Genomic DNA, 19,589 nt, shown 5'->3' with positions numbered 1-19,589 from the left:
CGAAGTATCCACAGACGTCATCAGGCAGTTGACCGCGCGGCATCGTGCGGAGCTGTCGGAGAACGGCCTGTATGTGCTGCGCGGCTCTGACCTGCGTGAATATCAGAGTGACAACATGTCGCTCTCATCCAGGGGCGACGGAAGTCATCCACAGAGGCGTTCCAGGCCCAGCAGGTGGGGGAGTTGCGGCGCCGCCGCAGGCGCAACTGACCCGCTCCTGGCCGGCCGGTCCGCCGGATGGGCCGGTCGGCCTGTGTCCGTCCCGTCGATACGCGGCGGGCGGGCGCGGGCCCGTACGGATAATCAGTGGCGGGCCCCGGTGCGCCGGGGGACAGTGGGTGGTGTCACGGCGGCGGATACGCCGGGGCGCACCACAGACCGGGAGCGGAGCACGGCGATGACCGGCTGACGAGTCCGTCGGGTCCGTCGAGTTCCGAACAGGGCAGCACACGCGCAGGCACCGGAGAAGCCATCACCACTCCGCGCAGCCGCGCGAGTGCCGCCCGGGGGCGGCCGCTTCGAGCGCGCATCCGCGCGGGCCGCCCCTCCCGTACTCCGTACGTCCGTGTGTCAGCCCGCCGCACGGCTCAGCCGAGCAGCAGCTTCTCCAGCACGACCGCGATGCCGTCGTCCCCGTTGGACTCCGTGATCTCGTCGGCCACGGCCTTCAGCTCCGGGTGCGCGTTCGCCATGGCCACGCCGTGCCGTGCCCAGGCGAACATGGGGATGTCGTTGGGCATGTCGCCGAAGGCGATCGTGTCCGCCGCCTTCACACCGAGCCGGCGCGCGGCCAGCGAGAGGCCGGTGGCCTTGGTCAGGCCCAGGGGGAGGATCTCCACTATCCCCTCGCCCGCCATCACCACGTCGACCAGGCTGCCGACCGTCGCCCGCGCGACCTGGGTCAGCGCGTCGTCGTCCAGCTCCGGATGCTGGATGTAGACCTTGTTCAGCGGCGCCGTCCACAGCTCCGCCGGATCCTCGACGACCGTCGCACGCAGCGGGCCCTCCTGCAGCCGGTAGTCGGGGGTGACCAGCACCTCGCCGTCGAGCCCGTCCCGGCTCGCGGCCAGCGCGAGCGGGCCGGCCTCGCCCTCGATCTTGGCGAGCGCCAGCCCGGCGAGCTGCCGGTCCAGCGTCAGCGAGGTCAGCAGCCGGTGCTCGCCCGCGTGGTAGACCTGTGCCCCCTGTCCGCACACCGCGATGCCCTCGTACCCCAGATCCTCCAGGATCTGGCGCGTCCAGGGCACGGACCGTCCGGTGACGACGATGTGGGCCGCACCCGCCGCGGTGACCGCGGCGAGCGCCTCACGCGTACGGACGGAGACCGTGCCGTCCTCCCGCAGCAGCGTGCCGTCGAGATCGGTCGCGACCAGCGTGTACGGGAACGGGACGGCTGAGGACGACGAGGCCGACGGAGACGAGGCCGGGAGTGGGGATGTGGACGGGGCGGGAGCGGGCTCGGCGGTCACTTGGCGATCGGCTCCAGCACCTCGCGGCCACCCAGATACGGCCTGAGCACCTCGGGCACCCGCACCGAACCGTCGGCCTGCTGGTGGTTCTCCAGGATCGCCACGATCGTGCGCGGGACGGCGCACAGCGTGCCGTTCAGCGTCGCGAGCGGCTTGACCTGCTTGCCGTCGCGCATCCGGACCGAGAGCCTGCGGGCCTGGAAGCCGTCACAGTTGGAGGCCGAGGTCAGCTCGCGGTACTTGCCCTGGGTCGGGATCCACGCCTCGCAGTCGAACTTGCGCGAGGCCGAGGCGCCCAGGTCGCCCGTCGCCACATCGATCACCTGGAAGGGCAGCTCAAGGCCGGTCAGCCACTGCTTCTCCCACTCCAGGAGCCGCTGGTGCTCGGACTGGGCCTCCGCCGGGTCGACGTACGAGAACATCTCGACCTTGTCGAACTGGTGGACCCGGAAGATGCCCCGGGTGTCCTTGCCGTACGTGCCGGCCTCACGGCGGAAGCACGGCGAGAAGCCCGCGTACCGCAGGGGCAGCTTGTCGGCGTCGATGATCTCGTCCATGTGGTACGCGGCGAGGGGGACCTCCGACGTACCGACGAGGTAGTAGTCGTCCTTCTCCAGGTGGTACACGTTCTCCGACGCCTGGCCGAGGAAGCCCGTGCCCTCCATGGCGCGCGGGCGGACCAGCGCCGGGGTGAGCATCGGGATGAAGCCGGCCTCGGTGGCCTGCGCGATCGCCGCGTTGACCAGCGCCAGCTCCAGCAGCGCGCCGACCCCGGTCAGGTAGTAGAAGCGCGATCCGGACACCTTGGCGCCGCGCTCGACGTCGATGGCGCCCAGCGCCTCGCCAAGCTCCAGGTGGTCCTTGGCCTCGAAGCCCTCCGCTCCGAAGTCACGGATCGTCCCGTGCGTCTCCAGGACGACGAAGTCCTCCTCGCCGCCCACCGGGACGTCGGGGTGGACGACATTGCCGAGCTGGAGGAGGAGCCGCCTGGCCTCCTCGTCCGCCTCGTGCTGCGCCGCGTCGGCGGCCTTGACGTCGGCCTTGAGCTGCTCCGCCTTCTTCAGCAGGCCGGCACGCTCCTCCGCGGACGCCTTGGGGATCAGCTTGCCGAGCGACTTCTGCTCGGAGCGCAGCTCGTCGAAGCGCACGCCGGACGACCTGCGCCGCTCGTCGGCGGAGAGCAGGGCGTCGACAAGGGCGACGTCCTCTCCACGGGCGCGCTGGGACGCGCGCACACGGTCGGGGTCCTCACGAAGCAGGCGAAGGTCAATCACCCCACCAGGCTACCGGTGCCCGATGACAACACCCCACTCGTTTGCCGGCAGGCACTCTTGCCGCCCGAATTGCGGCATTTGCTAAAACTGTCGGTAAATCCCTCACCGGTTGCCTGTCGTTCGTCAATAAAGGGGATCGAATTCCCCGGAACGAGGCATTCCGTCGTTGTTGCCTTGACCTGTTTCCCTTGTGTGGCGCGGGACTTGGGGTGGGCGGCAGCCGGTGCCGGGCCGCCTGTTGTCCACAGAAATGCAGCCACCCTCCAGAGTTATCCACAGGGTGTGCGGGAGATCTGTGGATCCGGGAATGACCCTCTCCGAAAGCTGGGCAGGGGGCGGGAAAAGTGCCTCCCAAACCCACTTCACACACTCATTCGGGTGGGAATTGCTCGCTCTAACGAGTTGATCACGGGAATGGGGGTGACGCCGGACGGTCGACGGCCCTGTGGACGAAAACGGGACGAGTGCGGAGATTTGTCGACTGCGCCGGACCGGGTTGTCGACTTGTCCCCAGGTCGAGAACTGGTCCTGTGGATAACTCGGGTGTTTGTCCACAGCCCCTGCCGGGCCCGCAGACGGCCTCGCGGTCAGCTCAGCCCACCAGAACCCCACCAGAACCCCACCAGAAGCCCACAGGAACCTCGCGGTCAGCCCGGCCAAAGGCCCCGCGGCCGGCTCGGCCCCCAAGGGTCCCGCGGTCGGCGCGTCAGGCCCTGTGCGCCCTGTGTGCCGGTGTCAGCCCCGGCCGTCCTGGCTGCGGGCCAGCCAGTCCGCCGCGTCGATGAACTCGGCGTCCGAGGTCCCGGGACGCGGCGTCCCCACGTCCGCCGCCGACACCCCGGCCCGCGGATACGAACCGAGAAACCGCACCTTGGGACAGATCCGCTTCAGCCCCATCAGCGCCTCCCCCACCCGGCGGTCCGAGATGTGGCCCTCGGCGTCCACCGCGAAGCAGTAGTTGCCGATCCCCGCGCCGGTCGGCCGCGACTGGATCAGCATCAGGTTGACGCCGCGCACCGCGAACTCCTGGAGGAGTTCGAGCAGCGCGCCCGGCTGGTCCTCGCCCAGCCAGATGACCACCGAGGTCTTGTCCGCGCCCGTCGGCGCCGCCGGGCGCGCGGGCCGGCCCACCAGGACGAAGCGCGTCTCCGCGTTCTGCGCGTCGTGGATCTCGCGGACCAGGGGTTCCAGGCCGTACGTCGCCGCCGCGAACTCGCCCGCGAAGGCCGCGTCGAACCGCCCCTCCTGCACCAGCCGCGCGCCGTCCGCGTTCGACGCCGCCGACTCCCACAGCGCGTGCGGGAGCTGGGCCCGCAGCCAGTTGCGCACCTGCGGCTGGGACACCGGGTGCCCGGTCACCGTCTTCACGTCGGTGAGCTTCGTCCCCGGCCGTACGAGCAGGGCGAAGCTGATCGGCAGCAGCACCTCGCGGTAGATCATCAGGGGCTCGCCGCCGGCCAGCTCGTCGAGGGTCGCGGTGACCCCGCCCTCCACCGAGTTCTCGATCGGTACGAGGGCCGCCGCGGCCTCCCCGTTCCGTACGGCGTCGAGGGCCGCCGGGACCGACACCATCGGGACCAGCTCCCGGGTGGCGGCTTCGGGGAGGGTACGGAGGGCGGCTTCCGTGAAGGTGCCCTCGGGGCCGAGATACGTATAGCGCGTGGCCGACATACGGTCACCCTAATGGCCCGGCCACGCCGATGGTTCCCGTCTCCGGAGGCGTGGGGCCGGCGGGCTCAGGACTCCAGCAGCCGCTGGCCCACGTACTCCCCCTGGCGCGCGCCCCCGGGCACGGCGAAGAGTCCGCTCGCCTCGTGGCGGATGAACGCCGAGAGCGCGTCGCCGCGGTCGAGCTTGCGCTGCACGGGGACGAACCCCTTGAGCGGATCGGCCTGCCAGCAGACGAAGAGCAGCCCGGCGTCCAGTGTCCCGTCGGCGCCGATGCCGTCGTGGAAGGAGAAGGGACGGCGCAGCATGGCGGCCCCGCCGTTCGCGTCCGGCCGGGAGATCCGGGCGTGCGCGTTGCTGGGGATCATCAGATCGCCGTCGGGGCCCCGCTTGTCGAGATCCGGCTCGGTGGTCTCCGTACCGCCGGTCAGCGGGGCTCCGTCGGACTTGCGGCGCCCGATGACCTTCTCCTGCTCGGCGACCGCCAGCTCTTCCCAGTCGTCGAGGAGCATGCGGATCCGGCGTACGACGGCGTAGGAGCCGCCCGCCATCCACTCCGGGGTGCCGGCCGGCACCTTCTCCGGTACGAAGATCCGCTGATCGAAGTCCGGATCGGACGGCTTCGGGTTACGGGTGCCGTCGACCTGGCCCATCAGATTGCGGGCGGTCATGGGCTGCTCGGTCGCGCCGGGGGTGCGGTTGAACCCGTTCATCTGCCAGCGGACCCGGGCCGCAGAGCCGGCGTCCTTCTGGAGCGCACGCAGGGCGTGAAAGGCGACCAGCGCGTCGTCGGAACCGATCTGGACCCACAGGTCGCCGTTGCTGCGCGCGGCGTCGAGCTGGTCGGAGGAGAACGCGGGCAGCGGGTCCAGGGCGGCGGGGCGGCGGCCGGTGAGACCCGTACGGCCGAAGAAACTGTGGCCGAAACCGAAGGTCACGGTGAGTGAGGACGGGCCGGCGTCCAGGGCGATCCCGGTGTCCTGACCGCCGCCCGCCGGGGTGCCGCCCCGGCCGCCCGAGGGTTCGCCGGCCATCAGGGCGCGGGCCGAGGCCGACCAGCGGCGGAGCAGCGCGGCGGCCTCCTTCCGGCCGGAGCCGGGGACGAGGTCGAAGGCGATCAGATGGCCGCGGGCGTGCGCCGGGGTGGTGATACCGGACTGGTGCGCGCCGTGGAAGGGGACGGCTTCCGTGCCGACGGTGGTCAGCGCGGTGACCGGTTCGGGGCGGCGGGCGGTCGCGTAGCCGGCGGCTCCGCCCGCGGCGCCGAGCGCCAGTCCGGCGGCACCGGCGGCGCCGGCGGTGCCGAGCAGCCGGCGTCTGGAGACGACGGGGGCGGGGGCGGCTCCCCTGTCGTCGCTCGCGTCCGAGGTGTGCGGGGCGTCAGGGGCGTTCGGGTCCCCCGAGGTAGTCGGGTCCCCTAGGGCGTTCGAGGTGGACGGGGCGTTCGAGGCGGACGGGGTGGTCGGGTTCTGTCGGGTGTCGCTCACGGTGAGTCAGCCGATCTTCACGTTCTTGTCGACGGTTGTCTGATCGATGTCCGAGGTCCGCACGGTCACCTGGAGCTTCCAGTCGCCCGGCATGGGGAGCAGCACGGGGTCCGCGACCCATTTTCCGGCCGCGGCCCGTACGGGCACGATCGGCAGCGGGCCGATCTTCTCGGCCGTGAGGGTGAAGGCGATCTTCACCTCGTCCACGTCCATGACCTTTCCTTCGGCGTCGTCGAGGTAGATGTTCATGACGTTGGCGCCGGAGCGTGCGGGGTCGAGGGTGAGCCGGACGGTGCCCTGGCCGTCCTTGCCACCGGTGTCGAAGGGCAGGGCGAGGGTGGTGGGGCCCTTCTTCTCGGGCTCGGCGGCGGCCGCGGCGCCGGCCCGGCCGGCTTCCTGCTCGGCGGTGCGGCCGGGCTCCGTCGAGGTCAGCACGGTGGTGACGGCGAGGAGTACGACGGCCACGCCGGCCTCGGCGAGAACGGAGCGGCGCAGTCCGGTCCGCCCGGGGTCGGCGTCGCGCAGACGCTTCTGGCGTGCGCTCGCCATCGCGGCTTTCTGGCGGTCGAGCTGGGTAGCTCTCTCGGCGTCGTCGACGACGGTTGTCGCCGCGGCGGTCTCGGGTCCACTCCCGGTCCCCGGTTCCGCCGTGGCCTCGGCCTTCGCGCGTATCCCGTTCTCCGTTCCGTTCCCCGGCCCGTTCGCTCCCTCCGCCTGCGCCTGTACGTCCGAGGCCGTCCGCTCCGCGAGCCGCCCCGTCCACCGCCGGGAGAACCAGGCGGCCGAGACCAGGACGGCCACCAGCCCGACCTTCACCAGAAGGAGCCGCCCGTATGACGTTCCCCCGAGCGCCGACCACGACCCGACCTGCCGCCAGGACTGGTAGATCCCGGTCACGGCGAGGACGACGACGCAGACGAAGGCGGTACGGGAGAAGCGCTGGATCGCCGCACGCTCGATGAAGGGCGCCTTGTGGAGCGCGATGAGCAGCGCCGTCAGCCCGCCGAGCCAGACGGCCGCCGCCAGCAGGTGCAGGACGTCCACGGGCATGGCGATACCGGGCTGGATCCCGGTCGAGGCATGTTCGGAGAGGGCCCAGGTGGCGGCGATCCCGGCGGCGACGACGGTGCCGCCCGTCGCGAGCCCGAAGGTGAGGTCGTTCTTCCCCGGCTCCCCGACCTCCCCTTCGGCCTCTTCTTCGGCCTTCTCCCCGGAGCGCTTGGCGTACGTACCGAAGAGAACCGCGATGAACAGCGCGGCGGCCCCGAGCAGCAGCAGCCGCGAGATGAGCGCCGCGCCGGTCTTCGTGGTCAGGACGTCCTGGAGCCCGCCGAGGTCGAGGGCGTCGGCCAGCCTGCCCGAGCCGGTGTACGGGGTGCGCAGGAGCAGCAGGACGAGCGTGGCGGCGGTCAGGGCGAGCCAGCCGTGGACGATGAGCCGTTGCAGGGGCCGTACGGACGCGCCGCGCTGCCAGCAGGCCAGGATGAAGGCCGTACCGCCGACGAGCAGGATGAACCCGGTGTACGAGACGTAGCGCGTGATGTCGTAGAGGGCGCCCACGAGCCCGCCGCCGGCCTGCCGGCCGGGCACGGTGGCGGTGGTCTCGGAGGGCGCTCCGACGGAGAAGGTGAAGGCACCGGAGATGGGGTGGCTGTCGGCGGAGACGGCCCGCCAGGCGACGGTGTACGTGCCGTCGGGGAGGTCCGGCTTCAGGCCGACGCCGTATGTGACCGTGGAGCCGGTACCCAGGTTGTTGATCTTCGCGGTGTCGACGCGCTTGTTGTCCGGGTCGAGCACACGGATCGAGTCGGCGCCCATGCCCATCTGCTCGGAGAAGGTGAGGGTGACGTTCGGAGGAGCGGTGTCGACCACCGCCCCGTCCTCGGGGTTGCTCCCGGTGAGTGCTGCGTGCGCCGATGCCGTGCCGGAGAGCACGGTGAGGACGGTGCCGAGGAGCACCGTGGTGACGAGAAGCAGCCGCACCAGGGATACGGCTCCGAAGCGCGGGGCGGTGGCTGTCATAGGTCTCTCAGTCCCTCGATCTGGGGCGGGGTCTTCTTCCTCAGCGGCGGGCGGCGGGGTTGTAGTTGGCCTCCTTCACGGGAAGCTCGGTCTTGATGGGGTCGGCCTTCTCGAAGTGCAGTTCGATGCCGATCTTCTGGCCGGGCTCGGGGCGGGACTTGAGGTTCATGAACATGAGGTGGTTGCCGCCGCGTTCGAGATCCAGTTCGCCGCCGGCGGGGATGTCGAAGGACTTCACCTGCCGCATCTTCTGGCCCTCGGTCGTGTGGATGGTGACGTCGTCGGAGATGTCGCTGGTGACGGCGGTGAGCTTGTCGTCGGCGCCGCCGCTGTTGGTGACGGTGAGGAAGCCCGCGCCGAGGTCGCCGACGGGGCGTGGCATGTAGCCGTCGCCGACCGTGAGTTCGGGGGTGTCCGGGGACGAGCAGCCGGTCAGCGTCAGTGCGGTGGTGAGCCCGACGGTGAGTACGAGGGAGGTGGTGCGCCGGTTCACGGGTTCTCGCCCTTGATGATCTTCGGGAGATCCTTGGCGTAGTCGTCCGAGGTGGCGTCCTCGCCGTACAGCACGTACCCCGCGTCGGTCTTCGGCGAGAACGCGATGACCTGGGTGCCGTGCATGGAGACGGTGGTGCCGTCCTTCTCCTTCTTGGGGGCGTCGATGCCGATGCCGAGCTGGCGCGCGCCCGCCTGGATGGTCGGGAAGTCGCCGGTCAGCCCGACGAACGACGGGTCGCCCGCGCTGGGCAGCCACTTGGCGAGCTCGGCGGAGGTGTCCCGCTCCGGGTCGGTGGTGACGAAGACGACCTGGAGCTGGTCCTGCTCGGCCTTGGTGAGCGACTTCCTGGCGATGGCGATGTTGCTCATCGTCAGCGGACAGACGTCCGGGCAGTTGGTGTAGCCGAAGTAGATCAGCGTCGGCCTGCCCTTGGTCGCCTCACGGAGGTCGTAGTCCTTGCCGTCGGTGTCCTTGAGGACGAGGTTCGGCTTCTTGAAGGGCTGGTCGAGTACGGTCGCGGCCTCCGTCTTGGCCTGGGTGGAGACATCGGCGACCGGCTTCGCGGAGTCGTCGCCGCTGCCGCAGGCGCTGAGGGTGAGTGCGGCGACGGCCGCGAGGGCCGCCGCGGTGGTGAGGGTCTTCTTGCTGCGCATAGGGCTGTTTCCTGGTGGTGGGAGGGGGGTGGCCGGACGAGCGGGGCCGGGGGATTCCCGGCCTCGCCCGCCGCGGCCGTGTCGTGCGTGGTGCGGTGGGTGCGGTGTGTCAGGAACCGGGTGTCAGGGACCGGGTGTCAGGAACCCGGCTCCGGAAACCGGGTGTCAGGTGGTGGTACGGCGCCGGCCGGCCAGGACGCCGAAGGCCACGCCGGCGACGCCGACGACGATGCCGGCGATGCCGAGGACCCGGGCGGTGGTGTCGCTGCCGCCGCCGCTGCCCGCGGAGGCCGTCTCCGTGGCGCCGTTCTGCTGGGCGGCGGTCTTGGCCGTGGCCTTCTCGGCCTCGGCGTCGGCGCCCGCACTCGCGTCGTGGCCGGCGCCGCCGTGCTCGTCGCCGGTGGCCGCGCCGAGCTTCAGCACGGGCGCGGGGCTCTCGGGCTCCTCCGCGCCTTCCTTGGGCTCCTCGATCCACCGGACGACTTCCTTGTTGTCGTACGTCTGGAGGGCCTTGAAGACCAGCTGGTCGGTGTCCTCGGGGAGCTTCCCGACGGAGAGGGGGAACTGCTGGAACTCACCGGGGCCGATCTTGCCGCCCGTCGAGGTCCAGGTGACCTTGGTGGCGGCCTCGGCGATGGTGTTGCCGTGCATCTCCAGGGGCTTGGCGAGCTTCTCCTTGGTGACGACGGCCTTCCAGCCGGGCACGGGCTGCGGCATCACGGAGGCCAGCGGGTGGTCGGCCGGGAGGTTCACTTCGAGCTTGGTGGTGGAGGCGTCGTCCCGCTCGTTGGGCACCTTGAAGTTGATGACGGCGTAACCGCCCTTGGCGGCCTCGCCCTGCGGCTCCACGCCGACGTGCGCGGCGGCAGGCCCGGCCAGCAGGAACAGCGCGGAGGCGGCGACACCGCCGACGACGGAGAGACGGGCGACGGCGGGGGAGCCGAACGGGAACGAGGACGGCCGCGAGGAGGAGAAGGCTGGGAACACGGAACACTCCACAGGATGAGGGAAGCGGTGATCAGTCGGTGGGCGTACCGGCGGCTCACCCGGCCAGGACCGGCCGGACCCGCGCGTACGCGAGCACGGCGGCGCGGCGGCACCTCACCCGTCCGTACGGAGCACGCGGCACGGAACAGCGGGGCACGCGGAAGCGCGTGCCGTCCGGGCGTGGAGTGGCGGAGGGCGGGGGTACGTCGCGTCAGGCCGCGAGAGCGAACGCGGCCGGCGGGCCGCGTCTGATCACCGTGTGGTGGAGTGTCTCCCCGGCCGGTACCGGACGGGCACCGTACGAGGCGGCGTGCGGGGCGCGCGACTCGGGCGCGGGCACGCCGGGAAGTCCGGCGCGCAGGGCCCGTACGAGCGCGAGAGCGGCGCGCAGGGCACGGAGCGGGGCGCTGTCCGCCACTTCGCCGATGCCGTCCGCCGAGAGCTTGCCGAGCCGGAGCAGCGCGAGGTCGCCGCGGCGCAGCAGCCATCCGGTCGCGAGGGCGGCCAGGAGATGCGCGAGCATCATCGGCAGGGAGGGCAGCAGCCCTCCGCCCGAGGCGCCGAGCGAGCCGGTGGCCGCGGATCCGACCGTCGCCAGGTGCTCATGAGCGGCGCCCAGCTGTGATTCCGCCAAGCCCGGCGAGCGGGCGGGGACCGGTGCGGGGACGCCCGCGTCGGCGAGGATGCGCTGCGCGTCGACGGGGCTCAGCGGCCCCGCCCCGGGCCCGCAGATGAATCTCGCGGCCGTCCGGATCAGGATCTCGTTGCTGTCGGCCGGGGCCTGGAGCCGGTGCTGACCGACACCGAACAGGGTGTGCAGACCGAGCTGGCCGCCCGTGAGGGCGGCGACGATGGACGGTGTGGAACGCGCGGTGCCCGCCAGCGGAGCGATGACCGCGAAGACCCCCAGGAAACCGACGAGCAGCGTCCACCAGGGGACGGACGCACAGGCCGCCAGGGCGTGTCCCGTCGCCGACAGCACGACACAGACCGCGGTGAACACCGCGGCCCTCAGCAGCCGCGGCGCGGCATCGGGACGGAGGCGGACGGGACTGGACATGGCCGGGTCATCATCGCACTGCGGCACCGGGGCCCGTAGGGCAGGTCCGGAAGGTCAGTGTCTCGCCCTATACACGCCGTACGTCGCCCTCGCATCCGCCGAATGAGCGCTATCACGTCAAACGTGTGCTTACAGGCCGGTCGCTGGGGCAATACGTATCGGTATGTCGAGCCGCAGCAGCCTGAACAGCCGCAGCCAGGAGGCTGACGCATGAGCATCTGGTGGTCTCTCCACTTGCGGCGCGAGGCCGCGAGTGTTCCGCTCGCCCGGCGCCTTCTGCTCGACGCCATGCGGACCGAGGGGGTCGACCCGGACATCTCCTTCGACCTCTCGGTCGCTCTCACCGAGGCGTGTGCGAACGCCGTCGAGCACGGCGGGAACGAACGTTCCGCCGGGGAGGCGCCCGGCGCGTACCGGGTGACCGCGTATCTCGACGGCGAGCGCTGCCGTATCGAAGTGGCGGATTCCGGGCCCGGTTTCCCGGCCCGGCGGGTGGTGCGCCGCGCCCCCGCGACCGCCGAGAGCGGACGCGGGCTCCGCATGATCGAGCAGCTCGCCGACCACGTGCACTTCCGCAACAGACCGGGGCACGGCGCCGTCGTCAGCTTCGACAGGGTCCTGAACGGCGCGCGGACGCCCTGCTGAGCAGGGTCCGACGGGCCGGCCACCAGGAGAGTGGCCGGCCTCGTCAGGACCGCTGTCCGCAGACACAGACAGGACCGCTGTCCGCAGATACGGACAGGACCGCTGTCCGCAGAACAGACAGCGGCGCTGTCAGGACTGCTTGAGGGCAGCCATCCACGCCTCGACCTCGTCCGCCCGGCGCGGCAGCCCGGCGGAGAGGTTCCTGTTCCCGTCCTCCGTGACGAGGATGTCGTCCTCGATCCGGACGCCGATCCCCCGGTACTCCTCGGGCACGGTCAGATCATCGGCCTGGAAGTAGAGACCCGGCTCGACGGTCAGGCACATCCCCGGCTCCAGCGTCCCGTCCACGTACGCCTCCCGTCGCGCGGCGGCGCAGTCGTGGACGTCGAGGCCGAGCATGTGGCCGGTGCCGTGCAGGGTCCAGCGGCGCTGGAGCCCCAGTTCGAGGACCCGCTCGACCGGGCCCTCCAGCAGCCCCCACTCGACCAGCTTCTCGGCGAGGACGCGCTGTGAGGCGTCATGGAAGTCCCGGTACTTCGCGCCGGGCCTGACCGCCGCGATACCTGCCTCCTGGGACTCGTAGACCGCGTCGTAGATCTTGCGCTGGATCTCGCTGTAGCTGCCGTTGATCGGCAGCGTGCGCGTGACGTCGGCGGTGTAGAGGGTGTGCGTCTCCACACCGGCGTCGAGCAGCAGCAGGTCGCCGGAGCGTACGTCACCGTCGTTGCGCACCCAGTGCAGGGTGGTCGCGTGCGGGCCCGCCGCGCAGATCGAGCCGTAACCGATGTCGTTGCCCTCGACACGGGCGCGCAGGAAGAAGGTCCCCTCGATGTAGCGCTCGCTGGTCGCCTCGGCCTTGTCGAGGATCCGTACGACGTCCTCGAAGCCCCGTACGGTCGAGTCGACGGCCTTCTGCAGCTCACCGATCTCGAAGGCGTCCTTCACGGCGCGCGCCTCGGAGAGGTGGACGCGCAGCTCCTCGTCGCGCTCGGCGGTGACCTTGTCGGCCAGCGCCGCCTCGATGCCGGCGTCGTGTCCCCGGACGTTGCGGACCGGGCCCGTGGCCTCCTTGAGCGCGGCGGGCAGTTCCCGTACGTCCTTGGCGGGCAGGCCGAGGAGCTGCTCGGCCTCGTCGAGGGAGTGCCGGCGGCCGACCCACAGCTCGCCCTGTCCGTCGAGCCAGAACTCGCCGTTCTCCCGGTCGGAGCGCGGCAGCAGGTAGACGGTCGCCCGGTGGCCCTCGCTCTTCGGCTCCAGGACGAGCACGCCGTCCTGGGTCTGGTCGCCGGTGAGGTACGCGTACTCCGTCGACGCGCGGAACGCGTACTCGGTGTCGTTGGAGCGCGTCTTCAGGTTCCCGGCGGGGATCACCAGGCGCTCGCCCGGGAAGCGCGCGGAGAGCGCGGCGCGGCGGGCGGCGGTCTCGGCCGCCTGCGGGATGGGGCGCAGGCCGTGCAACTCGGTGTCGGCCCAGCCGGACTTCATGTTCTCCGCGAGCTCGTCGGACACGCCCGGGTACAGACCGTTCTTCCTCTGCTTGATCGGCTCTTCCGCTGTCTCAGGGGTCTCCGCTTCCGGTTCCGGTGTCTCCGGGGTGAGCTCTTCAGCCACGTCTTCTCCTCGTACGAAAGCCCATTTTTTCCATCGTATGTGTGACGGGAAGAGAGGCCGGATTTCTGTGAGGAATCAGTCGAAGCGGGCGGCGAGCAGCACGATGTCCCCGTCCTCTTCCCCTGGTGCTCCTGGTGCTCCTGGTGCTCCCGGTGCTCCGGGCCCTCGCGGCTCTCGCTGCTTTTCTGCTCCGCCTTCTTCCTGCCGTCGGCCTTCCGGGAACAGCGTCCGCAGGACGTGGTCCGCGACGTCCCCTGGATCGCTGCGCGCGGACGAGGGGACGCTCGCCGCCGCGGTACGCAGCCGCGCGAAGGCGCGGTCCATAGGAGCGCCGGTACGGTGCAGCAGCCCATCTGTGTAAAGCAGCAACGTTTCGCCCGACGCGGGCCACAGTTCCACGCTCGGTGCCTGCCAGCCGGAGACCATCCCGAGCGGCGCGGACAGGGTCGTCTCGACGTATTCGGTGCGCCGGTCCCCGACGAGCAGCGGCGGCGCGTGCCCCGCCCCGGCGAGCACGATCTTGCGCGGGCCGGGCTCGGCGTACGCGAAGAGCGCGGTGGCCGTACGGGTGGGCTCCGTCAGCCGGAGCAGCAGTTCCAGGTCGGAGAGGACGGCGACGGGGTCCTCGCCCTCCATCACGGCGTACGCCCGCAGCGCGGCGCGCAGCCGGGCCGTGGCGGCGAGCGCGCCGGGTCCCGAGCCGCTGACCGAGCCCACGGACAGGCTCAGGGCGCCCTCGGGCAGCGGCAGCGCGTCGTACCAGTCGCCGCCGTGCTCGTATCCGCGCCCGCGCCGGTGGCCGTGCGTATCGGTGCCGGTACGGGGGGCGGTGCCGGATCCGGTGTGCGGGTCCGTGAGGCGGCGCGCGGCGAGCCGTACACCCGGGATCCGGGGCAGCGGGCCGGGCCGTAGCTCGTCGGTGAGGGCGGTGGCGCGGGCGCGGGCCCGGTCGAGTTCGAGCAGGCGGGTGAGATGGGCGGCGGCGTGGCGGGCGTAGAGCCCGACGAGATGGCGCCGGCGAGCCGCCGGTTCGGCGGGCTCGTCGTACAGCCAGACCGCCACGCCGAGTTGTCCCGACCGCGGCGGGGTCGTGTCCATCGCCGCATCGGTGCGCAGGGGAACGGCGTAACTCGCCCCGAAGCCGAGCCGGGCCGCGACCTCGCGCCGGCGCGGGTCCGTGGCCGGATCCGCGAACAGATCGGGTTCGGCCACGCCGCCGTCCGACCCGGCCCCGTCAAGGAGCAGCCTGCCGTACGCGCTCGCGTGACGCGGCACGGTCTCCAGATGGCCGAGATCGGACGGTGAGAGGCCGAGGCCGACGGTGGTGACGGGGCCGAGCCCGTCCGCCGGTTCCAGCACCACCAGGCCGCGCCGGGCGCCGACCAGGGCGGCTCCGGCGCGCAGCAGTTCATCGAGGGCGGCGTCCGGTGAACCGGTCCTGGACAGGCGTTCCACCAGCTCGTGGAGGGTGGTCAGATCCGAGACCCAGCCGGCCAGCCGGTCCTGGATCAGCGCGCCCGGCGGAGCCGGGATGACGTCACGCGGCGCGGCAGTGTGCGCGGGAGCGGCAACTACTGAATCGATTCCGGCCACTTTCGGCAGGTTAGGCGCGCTCATGGCGGTCGCTTCCCGGTGGGTGCGTTTCGCTCAATAGCATCGCAAACCCCCATGTCATTCTGCACGGCTGGCATTGCATCCACATGTACACGCACAGCAGATGCAATGTCCAGCATTGTCCTGGCGCAGCGGTGGGTTTCTGTGGGATCCTGAACTTGGCCGAAAAATGACCCCCCTGACCATGTTTTGCGGTCGACTGATGACGTTCAACAGGGGGTCTGCCGGGGCCGAGTTCCACAACAACCCTGGTAGAGCGTCTTAGAGCGTCATTCCGAACGTGAGCGTCATTCCGAACGTGCTGGGTACGTAAACGGTGACGGACAGGGGCAGTTGGGACCGCCCCGGAACCTGGCGGCGGGCCTTGGCGTCTTAACCGCCGTAGGCCACGCCCCATCCCCCGGAGTGGCGAGAAAAGTACAGCGGGACAGCGGGAAACCAAGCGCGACACCACGCGCGACACGCGACAGCGGAACAGCAAGCGCCATGCGCACGCCACTCCTCGCCACACGTTCCACCCCGTTCAAACCACGCGACGAACCGAAGAAGTGACGACGACCGTCCGTGATCGGTCCAGGTACGGTGCCCCGCACCGCGGACCAGGAAGGACTGTCCGTGCCTCGGGCAGGGGGCGGCAGAGCGCTGGATGTACGCACGGTGAAGTGATGCACACACATGCACGGACACGCGCACAGCACAGGGTGCAGGGTGTCGGTGTCATGTGGACCTCGGCGTTCAACGGAAAGGAACGAGCGCTCATGCGCGAGATCCTCGGAAGGCGACGCAGGCTCCGGCTCCGGCGCAAGGGGAGCAAGAAGAGTCCTGCCCAGCTCGACGCGGCGCTCATCTGCGCCTCGGACTGGGGTTGGCCCGTACTCCCCGGTGTCGGACTCAAGGCGGCCGGCGGACGCGGGACCCGCGGCCCGGGCTGCGCCTGCCCTGACCCCGAATGCGTCGTACCGGGCGCACACCCCTTCGACCCAGGGCTGCTCGCGGCGACCGCCGACGCGCGCATGGTGCGCTGGTGGTGGGAGAACCGGCCCACGGCCCCGATCGTCCTGGCCACCGGCGGCGCGGCGCCGTGCGCGGTGAGCCTGCCGGCCGTCGCCGGCGCGCGGGCGCTGGTGGAGCTCGACCGGATGGGCATGCGGCTCGGCCCGGTTGTGGCGACGCCCACGCGCTGGTCGCTGCTGGTGGCCCCGTACACCCTCGAACAGCTCGGTGAGCTGCTCTACGCCAAGGACTGGGTGCCCAGTTCGCTGCGGTTCCACGGGGAGGGCGGCTACCTCGTCCTGCCGCCGTCCGAGGCCGCGGGCGGGCAGGTCCGCTGGGAGCGGGAGCCCCTGGCCGGTTCCGCGGCGCCCTGGCTGCCCGATGTGGAGGCGGTCGTGGACGCGTTGGTCGAGGCGAGCACCGGCGCGCCCGACGGCGGCAGCAGGCTCGCGTACTGAACCCGCCGGAGCCTCGGCCGGACGGCCCGGACCGGAAGGGAACCCGGGCTGTCCCGTCGTACGGGCGCCGGCCGTATCACTCGTACGGGTGTGAGCCGGGCCCAGTTGTCCGGGAAGTGGCCGCGAGGCGTACCTGAGCGGCCCGTCGCGCCGCTATCTTCGGCGCACCATGAATCTCCGCATTTTCGGGCTCACCGCCGCAGTGGTGTGCGCGGCGCTGCTGCCCCTGGTGGCCTCCGCGGGCTCCCCCGGCCCTCTCGCGGGCCCTGGCGGCCTCACTCCCGGCTCGGGGCCCGCCACTGCCCCCGAGGGCGCCACCGCCCCCGTACGGGCCTCCGCGCCACCCGCCACGGACGCGCGGGCGCGTACGGAGCGGGCGCGTACGGATCCGCCGGATTCCGTGGCTCCCGCGGCTCCGGCGGCTCCGGCGGAGCGGACCGTCGAACGATGCGGGCCTGAAGTCGCCTCTCCCGCGGGCGTCGAGGCGCAGACGTGTGTCCTGTCCGACGGTGTCGCCTCCGACGCCGGCACCGTGGACGACGCCGCTTCCGGCGGGGTCGCCGGGGGCGGGGGCATCTGGGCCCGTGCTTACTATCGCAACGCGACGGGCGGTGAACTGCTCGCCGTACTCAGCCTGATGGGCCCGCGCGGGCGCACCGTACAGACGTATTGCGCGATCGCGGCGGACGACGAACCGGCGACCTGTGAAACATCGCGTGAGCCGTTCCGGGGAAAGCGCTCCGGCTATCTGGCGATGGCCGAGTTCGCGGCGCCGGGGGAGGACGGGACCGGAGCGGACGACGGGCCCCTGCTGCTGCGCTCGGGAAGCAACTCCCCGGGTCCTGACGTCCGTTGACCCGACGGCGGACAGATTGGACGGGACCGGGAACGCGGACGCCCGGTCGCTGGCGACGGGGGATGCACCAGCGACCGGGCTTCTAGAACGGTAACAAGAGATCGGCGGTTAGCAAATTCGATCCGGCGTATTCGGACAACGAATTACTGGCCGGTAGAGCGAGGTGTGACTGGTATCACCGAACTCTTGTGAACTTCTGTGGACTTCCGTGGAACCCTTTGGGATCGCAACCCCTCAGGGGGTGTCGCCCGGCTCGGCTCAGCGTCACCGGCTCGGCCCAGCGTCACCTGTTCAGCCCCGTGTCACCTGTTCAGCTCAGCGTCACCTGTCGGTTGGTGAGCCCACCGCGCGCCCGGCGCTCGTCGCCCGTGAGCGGCGCGTCGTCGGCGAGGGCCGTCGCCAGCCGTTCGGCGAACTCCGCCGCGGGCTTCTCGCACTCCTCCGCGCCCATCGCGCTCGGCAGGTCCCACACCGGGACGGTGAGGCCGTGCGCCCGGAAGGAACCGACCAGCCGGGTCCCCTCGCCGAGGCTCGACGTGCCCGCCGCGTGCAGCCGCGCCAGCGCGTCCAGCAGCTTCTCCTCGGGGTGCGGCATGACCCAGCGGAGGTGGTTCTTCTCCGGCGTCTCGCACCAGTACGCGGCGTCCGTGCCGGAGAGCAGGGCGGTCGGGATGGCGGCGGCGTTGGCCCGCTCCAGGGAGGCGGTCACCTCCGCCGAGCTGTTCTCCGCGTCCGGCACCCAGAACTCGAACCCGGAGTGCACGACCGGCGCGAACGGCGCCGCGGGGTCCAGCAGGTCCTGGAGGCGCGGACCGTCGGCGGGCACCCGGTGGGCGGCCACCGGCCGGCCCGGCTCGGCGGCGAGTGCGCGCCGCAGCGTGTCGGCGAGATCGCGGCTCAGATCGCCGGACGACGTGTCGTTCTGGAGGGCGAGCAGCACGGAGCCGTCGTCGCGGCGCAGCGCGGGCCAGGCCATCGGCAGGACCGTCGCGAGCGTCACGGACGGCACGCCCTCGGGCAGCCCGTCCCTGAGCGTCAGTTCGGCGGTGGCCGCCGGCACCAGCTCGCGCAGCGCGACCCAGTCGCACTCACCGGCCAGGCCCTCGAAAGGCCGCTGGACCAGCTCGGTGACGGCATGCGCGGCGGCGCGGCCGTGACACGCCTTGTAGCGGCGGCCCGAATCGCACGGGCAGGGTTCACGGGCCCCCACCACCGGGACGGGGCCGTCCTTGAGCTGAGCCTTCGCGGCCTTCGTCTGGGGGCGCTTCTTGGCCATGGTGGCTTTCTCCCGTGAACGGCGATGCGGTGTCGGCCGAGCCTAGCGCCCCGCTCGGACAGGGCCGGGCCGTACGGGGCCCACGAGTCCCCGGTGTGGCCCCACGAGTCCTCGGTGGGGCCGCGGGTGCCCGGTGTGGCCACGGGTCCCCGGTGGAACGCACGGGGAGCGCGCGGGGCGGCCGACCGCGTCTGTCGCACCCGTATGGGCGTACGGAAGCGGCATCTCTGTTCGGGTGCGCTTTACGGGTCCCGTCGAGGTTCCGTGCGCTACAGGGTTCCGTCGAGCCTTTCCGGGCTCCCCGACCCGTCCGGCCCGCTCAGGCCCGCCAGCCGGTCCATGCCCGCCGGCCTGCTGTCCCGTCGTCGAGGCCGTCCAGATCATCGAGGTCCTCAAGGTCCTCAAGGCCGTCGAGGTCCCCAAGGTCGTCGAGCCCCGTCAGACCGGGGGCCGAGATGCGGGTGGCGAAGTCCTCGCGGCGGTGCCCTTCGGTGACGATCACCCAGACCGTGACCTCACCGGTGGCGCTGTCCCGTACGCCCCACTCCTTCGCGAGCGAGGAGATGATGTTCAGTCCGCGGCCGCCGCGGGCCGTGACCGAGGGTGTGGCCGGAATCGGCCGGGTCGGTCCGCCACCGTCCGTCACCTCGACCGTCAGCCGCCCCGCCTTGTCGACGCGCCACTCCGCGCGGATGTCGCCGTCGCCGGTCTCCGGACGTCCCAGCGGTCTGCCGTGCCGGCACGCGTTGCTGACGAGTTCGGAAAGGATCAGTACGGCATCGTCGACGACCGACTCCGACACCCCGCTGCGGCTCAGCTGCTCCCGCATACGGTGCCGTGCCTGCCCCACGCCCGCAGGGCCGTGGGGCACGGCCATGCAAGAAGACGTGGGTACTTCCTGTGTCACCACAAACGCCACCCCCGAGACCTCCTTTGCCCCACGCCACGGTGTGAATGCCCCGGGGGCCTGACGGGGAAACCGGCCCGGCAAGGGCCTTTGACGCACTCGTACCGACCGAA

16 protein-coding genes are annotated in these 19,589 nt (G+C 71.5%); 3 read left to right on the top strand and 13 right to left on the bottom strand.

What is annotated here, in order from left to right; translation table 11 throughout:
- Positions 1–587: 587 nt before the first annotated feature.
- The 9 genes from ACFXKG_RS16225 to ACFXKG_RS16185 form a co-directional block, all read right to left on the bottom strand.
- Positions 588–1,373: an HAD family hydrolase gene (locus tag ACFXKG_RS16225; protein WP_384838488.1), complete on the bottom strand. Its 786-nt coding sequence runs from the start codon at positions 1,371–1,373 to the stop codon at positions 588–590.
- A 92-nt stretch (positions 1,374–1,465) separates the two neighbouring features.
- A complete protein-coding gene (gene serS, locus ACFXKG_RS16220) occupies positions 1,466–2,743 on the bottom strand; it encodes a serine--tRNA ligase (protein ID WP_384838363.1) in 1,278 nt (425 codons plus the stop codon).
- 735 nt (positions 2,744–3,478) lie between these two features.
- Complete coding sequence (gene pheA / locus ACFXKG_RS16215; protein ID WP_384838360.1) at positions 3,479–4,414, bottom strand: prephenate dehydratase; 936 nt, start codon at positions 4,412–4,414, stop codon at positions 3,479–3,481.
- A 65-nt stretch (positions 4,415–4,479) separates the two neighbouring features.
- Positions 4,480–5,721: an iron uptake transporter deferrochelatase/peroxidase subunit gene (efeB, locus tag ACFXKG_RS16210; RefSeq protein ID WP_384838485.1), complete on the bottom strand. Its 1,242-nt coding sequence runs from the start codon at positions 5,719–5,721 to the stop codon at positions 4,480–4,482.
- A gap of 183 nt (positions 5,722–5,904) precedes the next feature.
- Positions 5,905–7,920, bottom strand: a complete 2,016-nt coding sequence (locus ACFXKG_RS16205; protein ID WP_384838357.1) for a copper resistance CopC/CopD family protein — start codon at positions 7,918–7,920, stop codon at positions 5,905–5,907.
- 40 nt (positions 7,921–7,960) lie between these two features.
- Positions 7,961–8,413 carry a copper chaperone PCu(A)C gene (locus ACFXKG_RS16200; protein ID WP_384838354.1) on the bottom strand — a complete coding sequence of 151 codons (453 nt, stop codon included), beginning with the start codon at positions 8,411–8,413 and terminating at the stop codon, positions 7,961–7,963.
- On the bottom strand, positions 8,410–9,069 hold the full coding sequence (locus tag ACFXKG_RS16195; protein WP_384838351.1) for an SCO family protein: 660 nt from the start codon (positions 9,067–9,069) through the stop codon (positions 8,410–8,412). Before ACFXKG_RS16195 ends, ACFXKG_RS16200 begins: the two co-directional genes overlap by 4 nt.
- A gap of 165 nt (positions 9,070–9,234) precedes the next feature.
- Positions 9,235–9,957 carry a YcnI family protein gene (locus ACFXKG_RS16190; protein ID WP_384838482.1) on the bottom strand — a complete coding sequence of 241 codons (723 nt, stop codon included), beginning with the start codon at positions 9,955–9,957 and terminating at the stop codon, positions 9,235–9,237.
- Between the two features lie 310 nt (positions 9,958–10,267).
- Positions 10,268–11,116: a hypothetical protein gene (locus ACFXKG_RS16185; RefSeq protein WP_384838348.1), complete on the bottom strand. Its 849-nt coding sequence runs from the start codon at positions 11,114–11,116 to the stop codon at positions 10,268–10,270.
- A 210-nt stretch (positions 11,117–11,326) separates the two neighbouring features.
- On the opposite strand from ACFXKG_RS16185, the gene ACFXKG_RS16180 reads away from it, so the two are divergent.
- Positions 11,327–11,761 (top strand): ATP-binding protein, encoded by a 435-nt coding sequence (locus tag ACFXKG_RS16180; RefSeq protein WP_384838345.1) that lies wholly within the window; start codon positions 11,327–11,329, stop codon positions 11,759–11,761.
- A gap of 129 nt (positions 11,762–11,890) precedes the next feature.
- On the opposite strand, the gene ACFXKG_RS16175 is transcribed toward ACFXKG_RS16180, so the two are convergent.
- Both ACFXKG_RS16175 and ACFXKG_RS16170 read right to left on the bottom strand, forming a co-directional pair.
- Positions 11,891–13,372: an aminopeptidase P family protein gene (locus ACFXKG_RS16175; protein ID WP_384838341.1), complete on the bottom strand. Its 1,482-nt coding sequence runs from the start codon at positions 13,370–13,372 to the stop codon at positions 11,891–11,893.
- Between the two features lie 75 nt (positions 13,373–13,447).
- On the bottom strand, positions 13,448–14,989 hold the full coding sequence (locus tag ACFXKG_RS16170; RefSeq protein WP_384838338.1) for a PP2C family protein-serine/threonine phosphatase: 1,542 nt from the start codon (positions 14,987–14,989) through the stop codon (positions 13,448–13,450).
- A gap of 755 nt (positions 14,990–15,744) precedes the next feature.
- Here ACFXKG_RS16170 and ACFXKG_RS16165 point away from each other — a divergent pair.
- Entirely contained in the window at positions 15,745–16,437 is a 693-nt protein-coding gene (locus ACFXKG_RS16165) for a bifunctional DNA primase/polymerase (protein WP_384838336.1), read from the top strand.
- A 169-nt stretch (positions 16,438–16,606) separates the two neighbouring features.
- Complete coding sequence (locus ACFXKG_RS16160; protein WP_384838333.1) at positions 16,607–17,293, top strand: hypothetical protein; 687 nt, start codon at positions 16,607–16,609, stop codon at positions 17,291–17,293.
- Positions 17,294–17,603: 310 nt separating this feature from the next.
- On the opposite strand, the gene ACFXKG_RS16155 is transcribed toward ACFXKG_RS16160, so the two are convergent.
- Complete coding sequence (locus ACFXKG_RS16155) at positions 17,604–18,569, bottom strand: DUF5926 family protein (RefSeq protein WP_384838328.1); 966 nt, start codon at positions 18,567–18,569, stop codon at positions 17,604–17,606.
- A 319-nt stretch (positions 18,570–18,888) separates the two neighbouring features.
- The gene (locus ACFXKG_RS16150; protein ID WP_384838325.1) at positions 18,889–19,575 is read right to left on the bottom strand and encodes an ATP-binding protein; all 687 of its coding nucleotides are present in this window, start codon (positions 19,573–19,575) and stop codon (positions 18,889–18,891) included.
- Between the last annotated feature and the right edge of the window lie 14 nt (positions 19,576–19,589).

This window comes from Streptomyces sp. NPDC059255, from assembly GCF_042752355.1.
In the GTDB taxonomy this organism is placed as follows: Bacteria; Actinomycetota; Actinomycetes; order Streptomycetales; family Streptomycetaceae; genus Streptomyces.
This window is presented reverse-complemented; position numbering and strand designations above follow the sequence as displayed.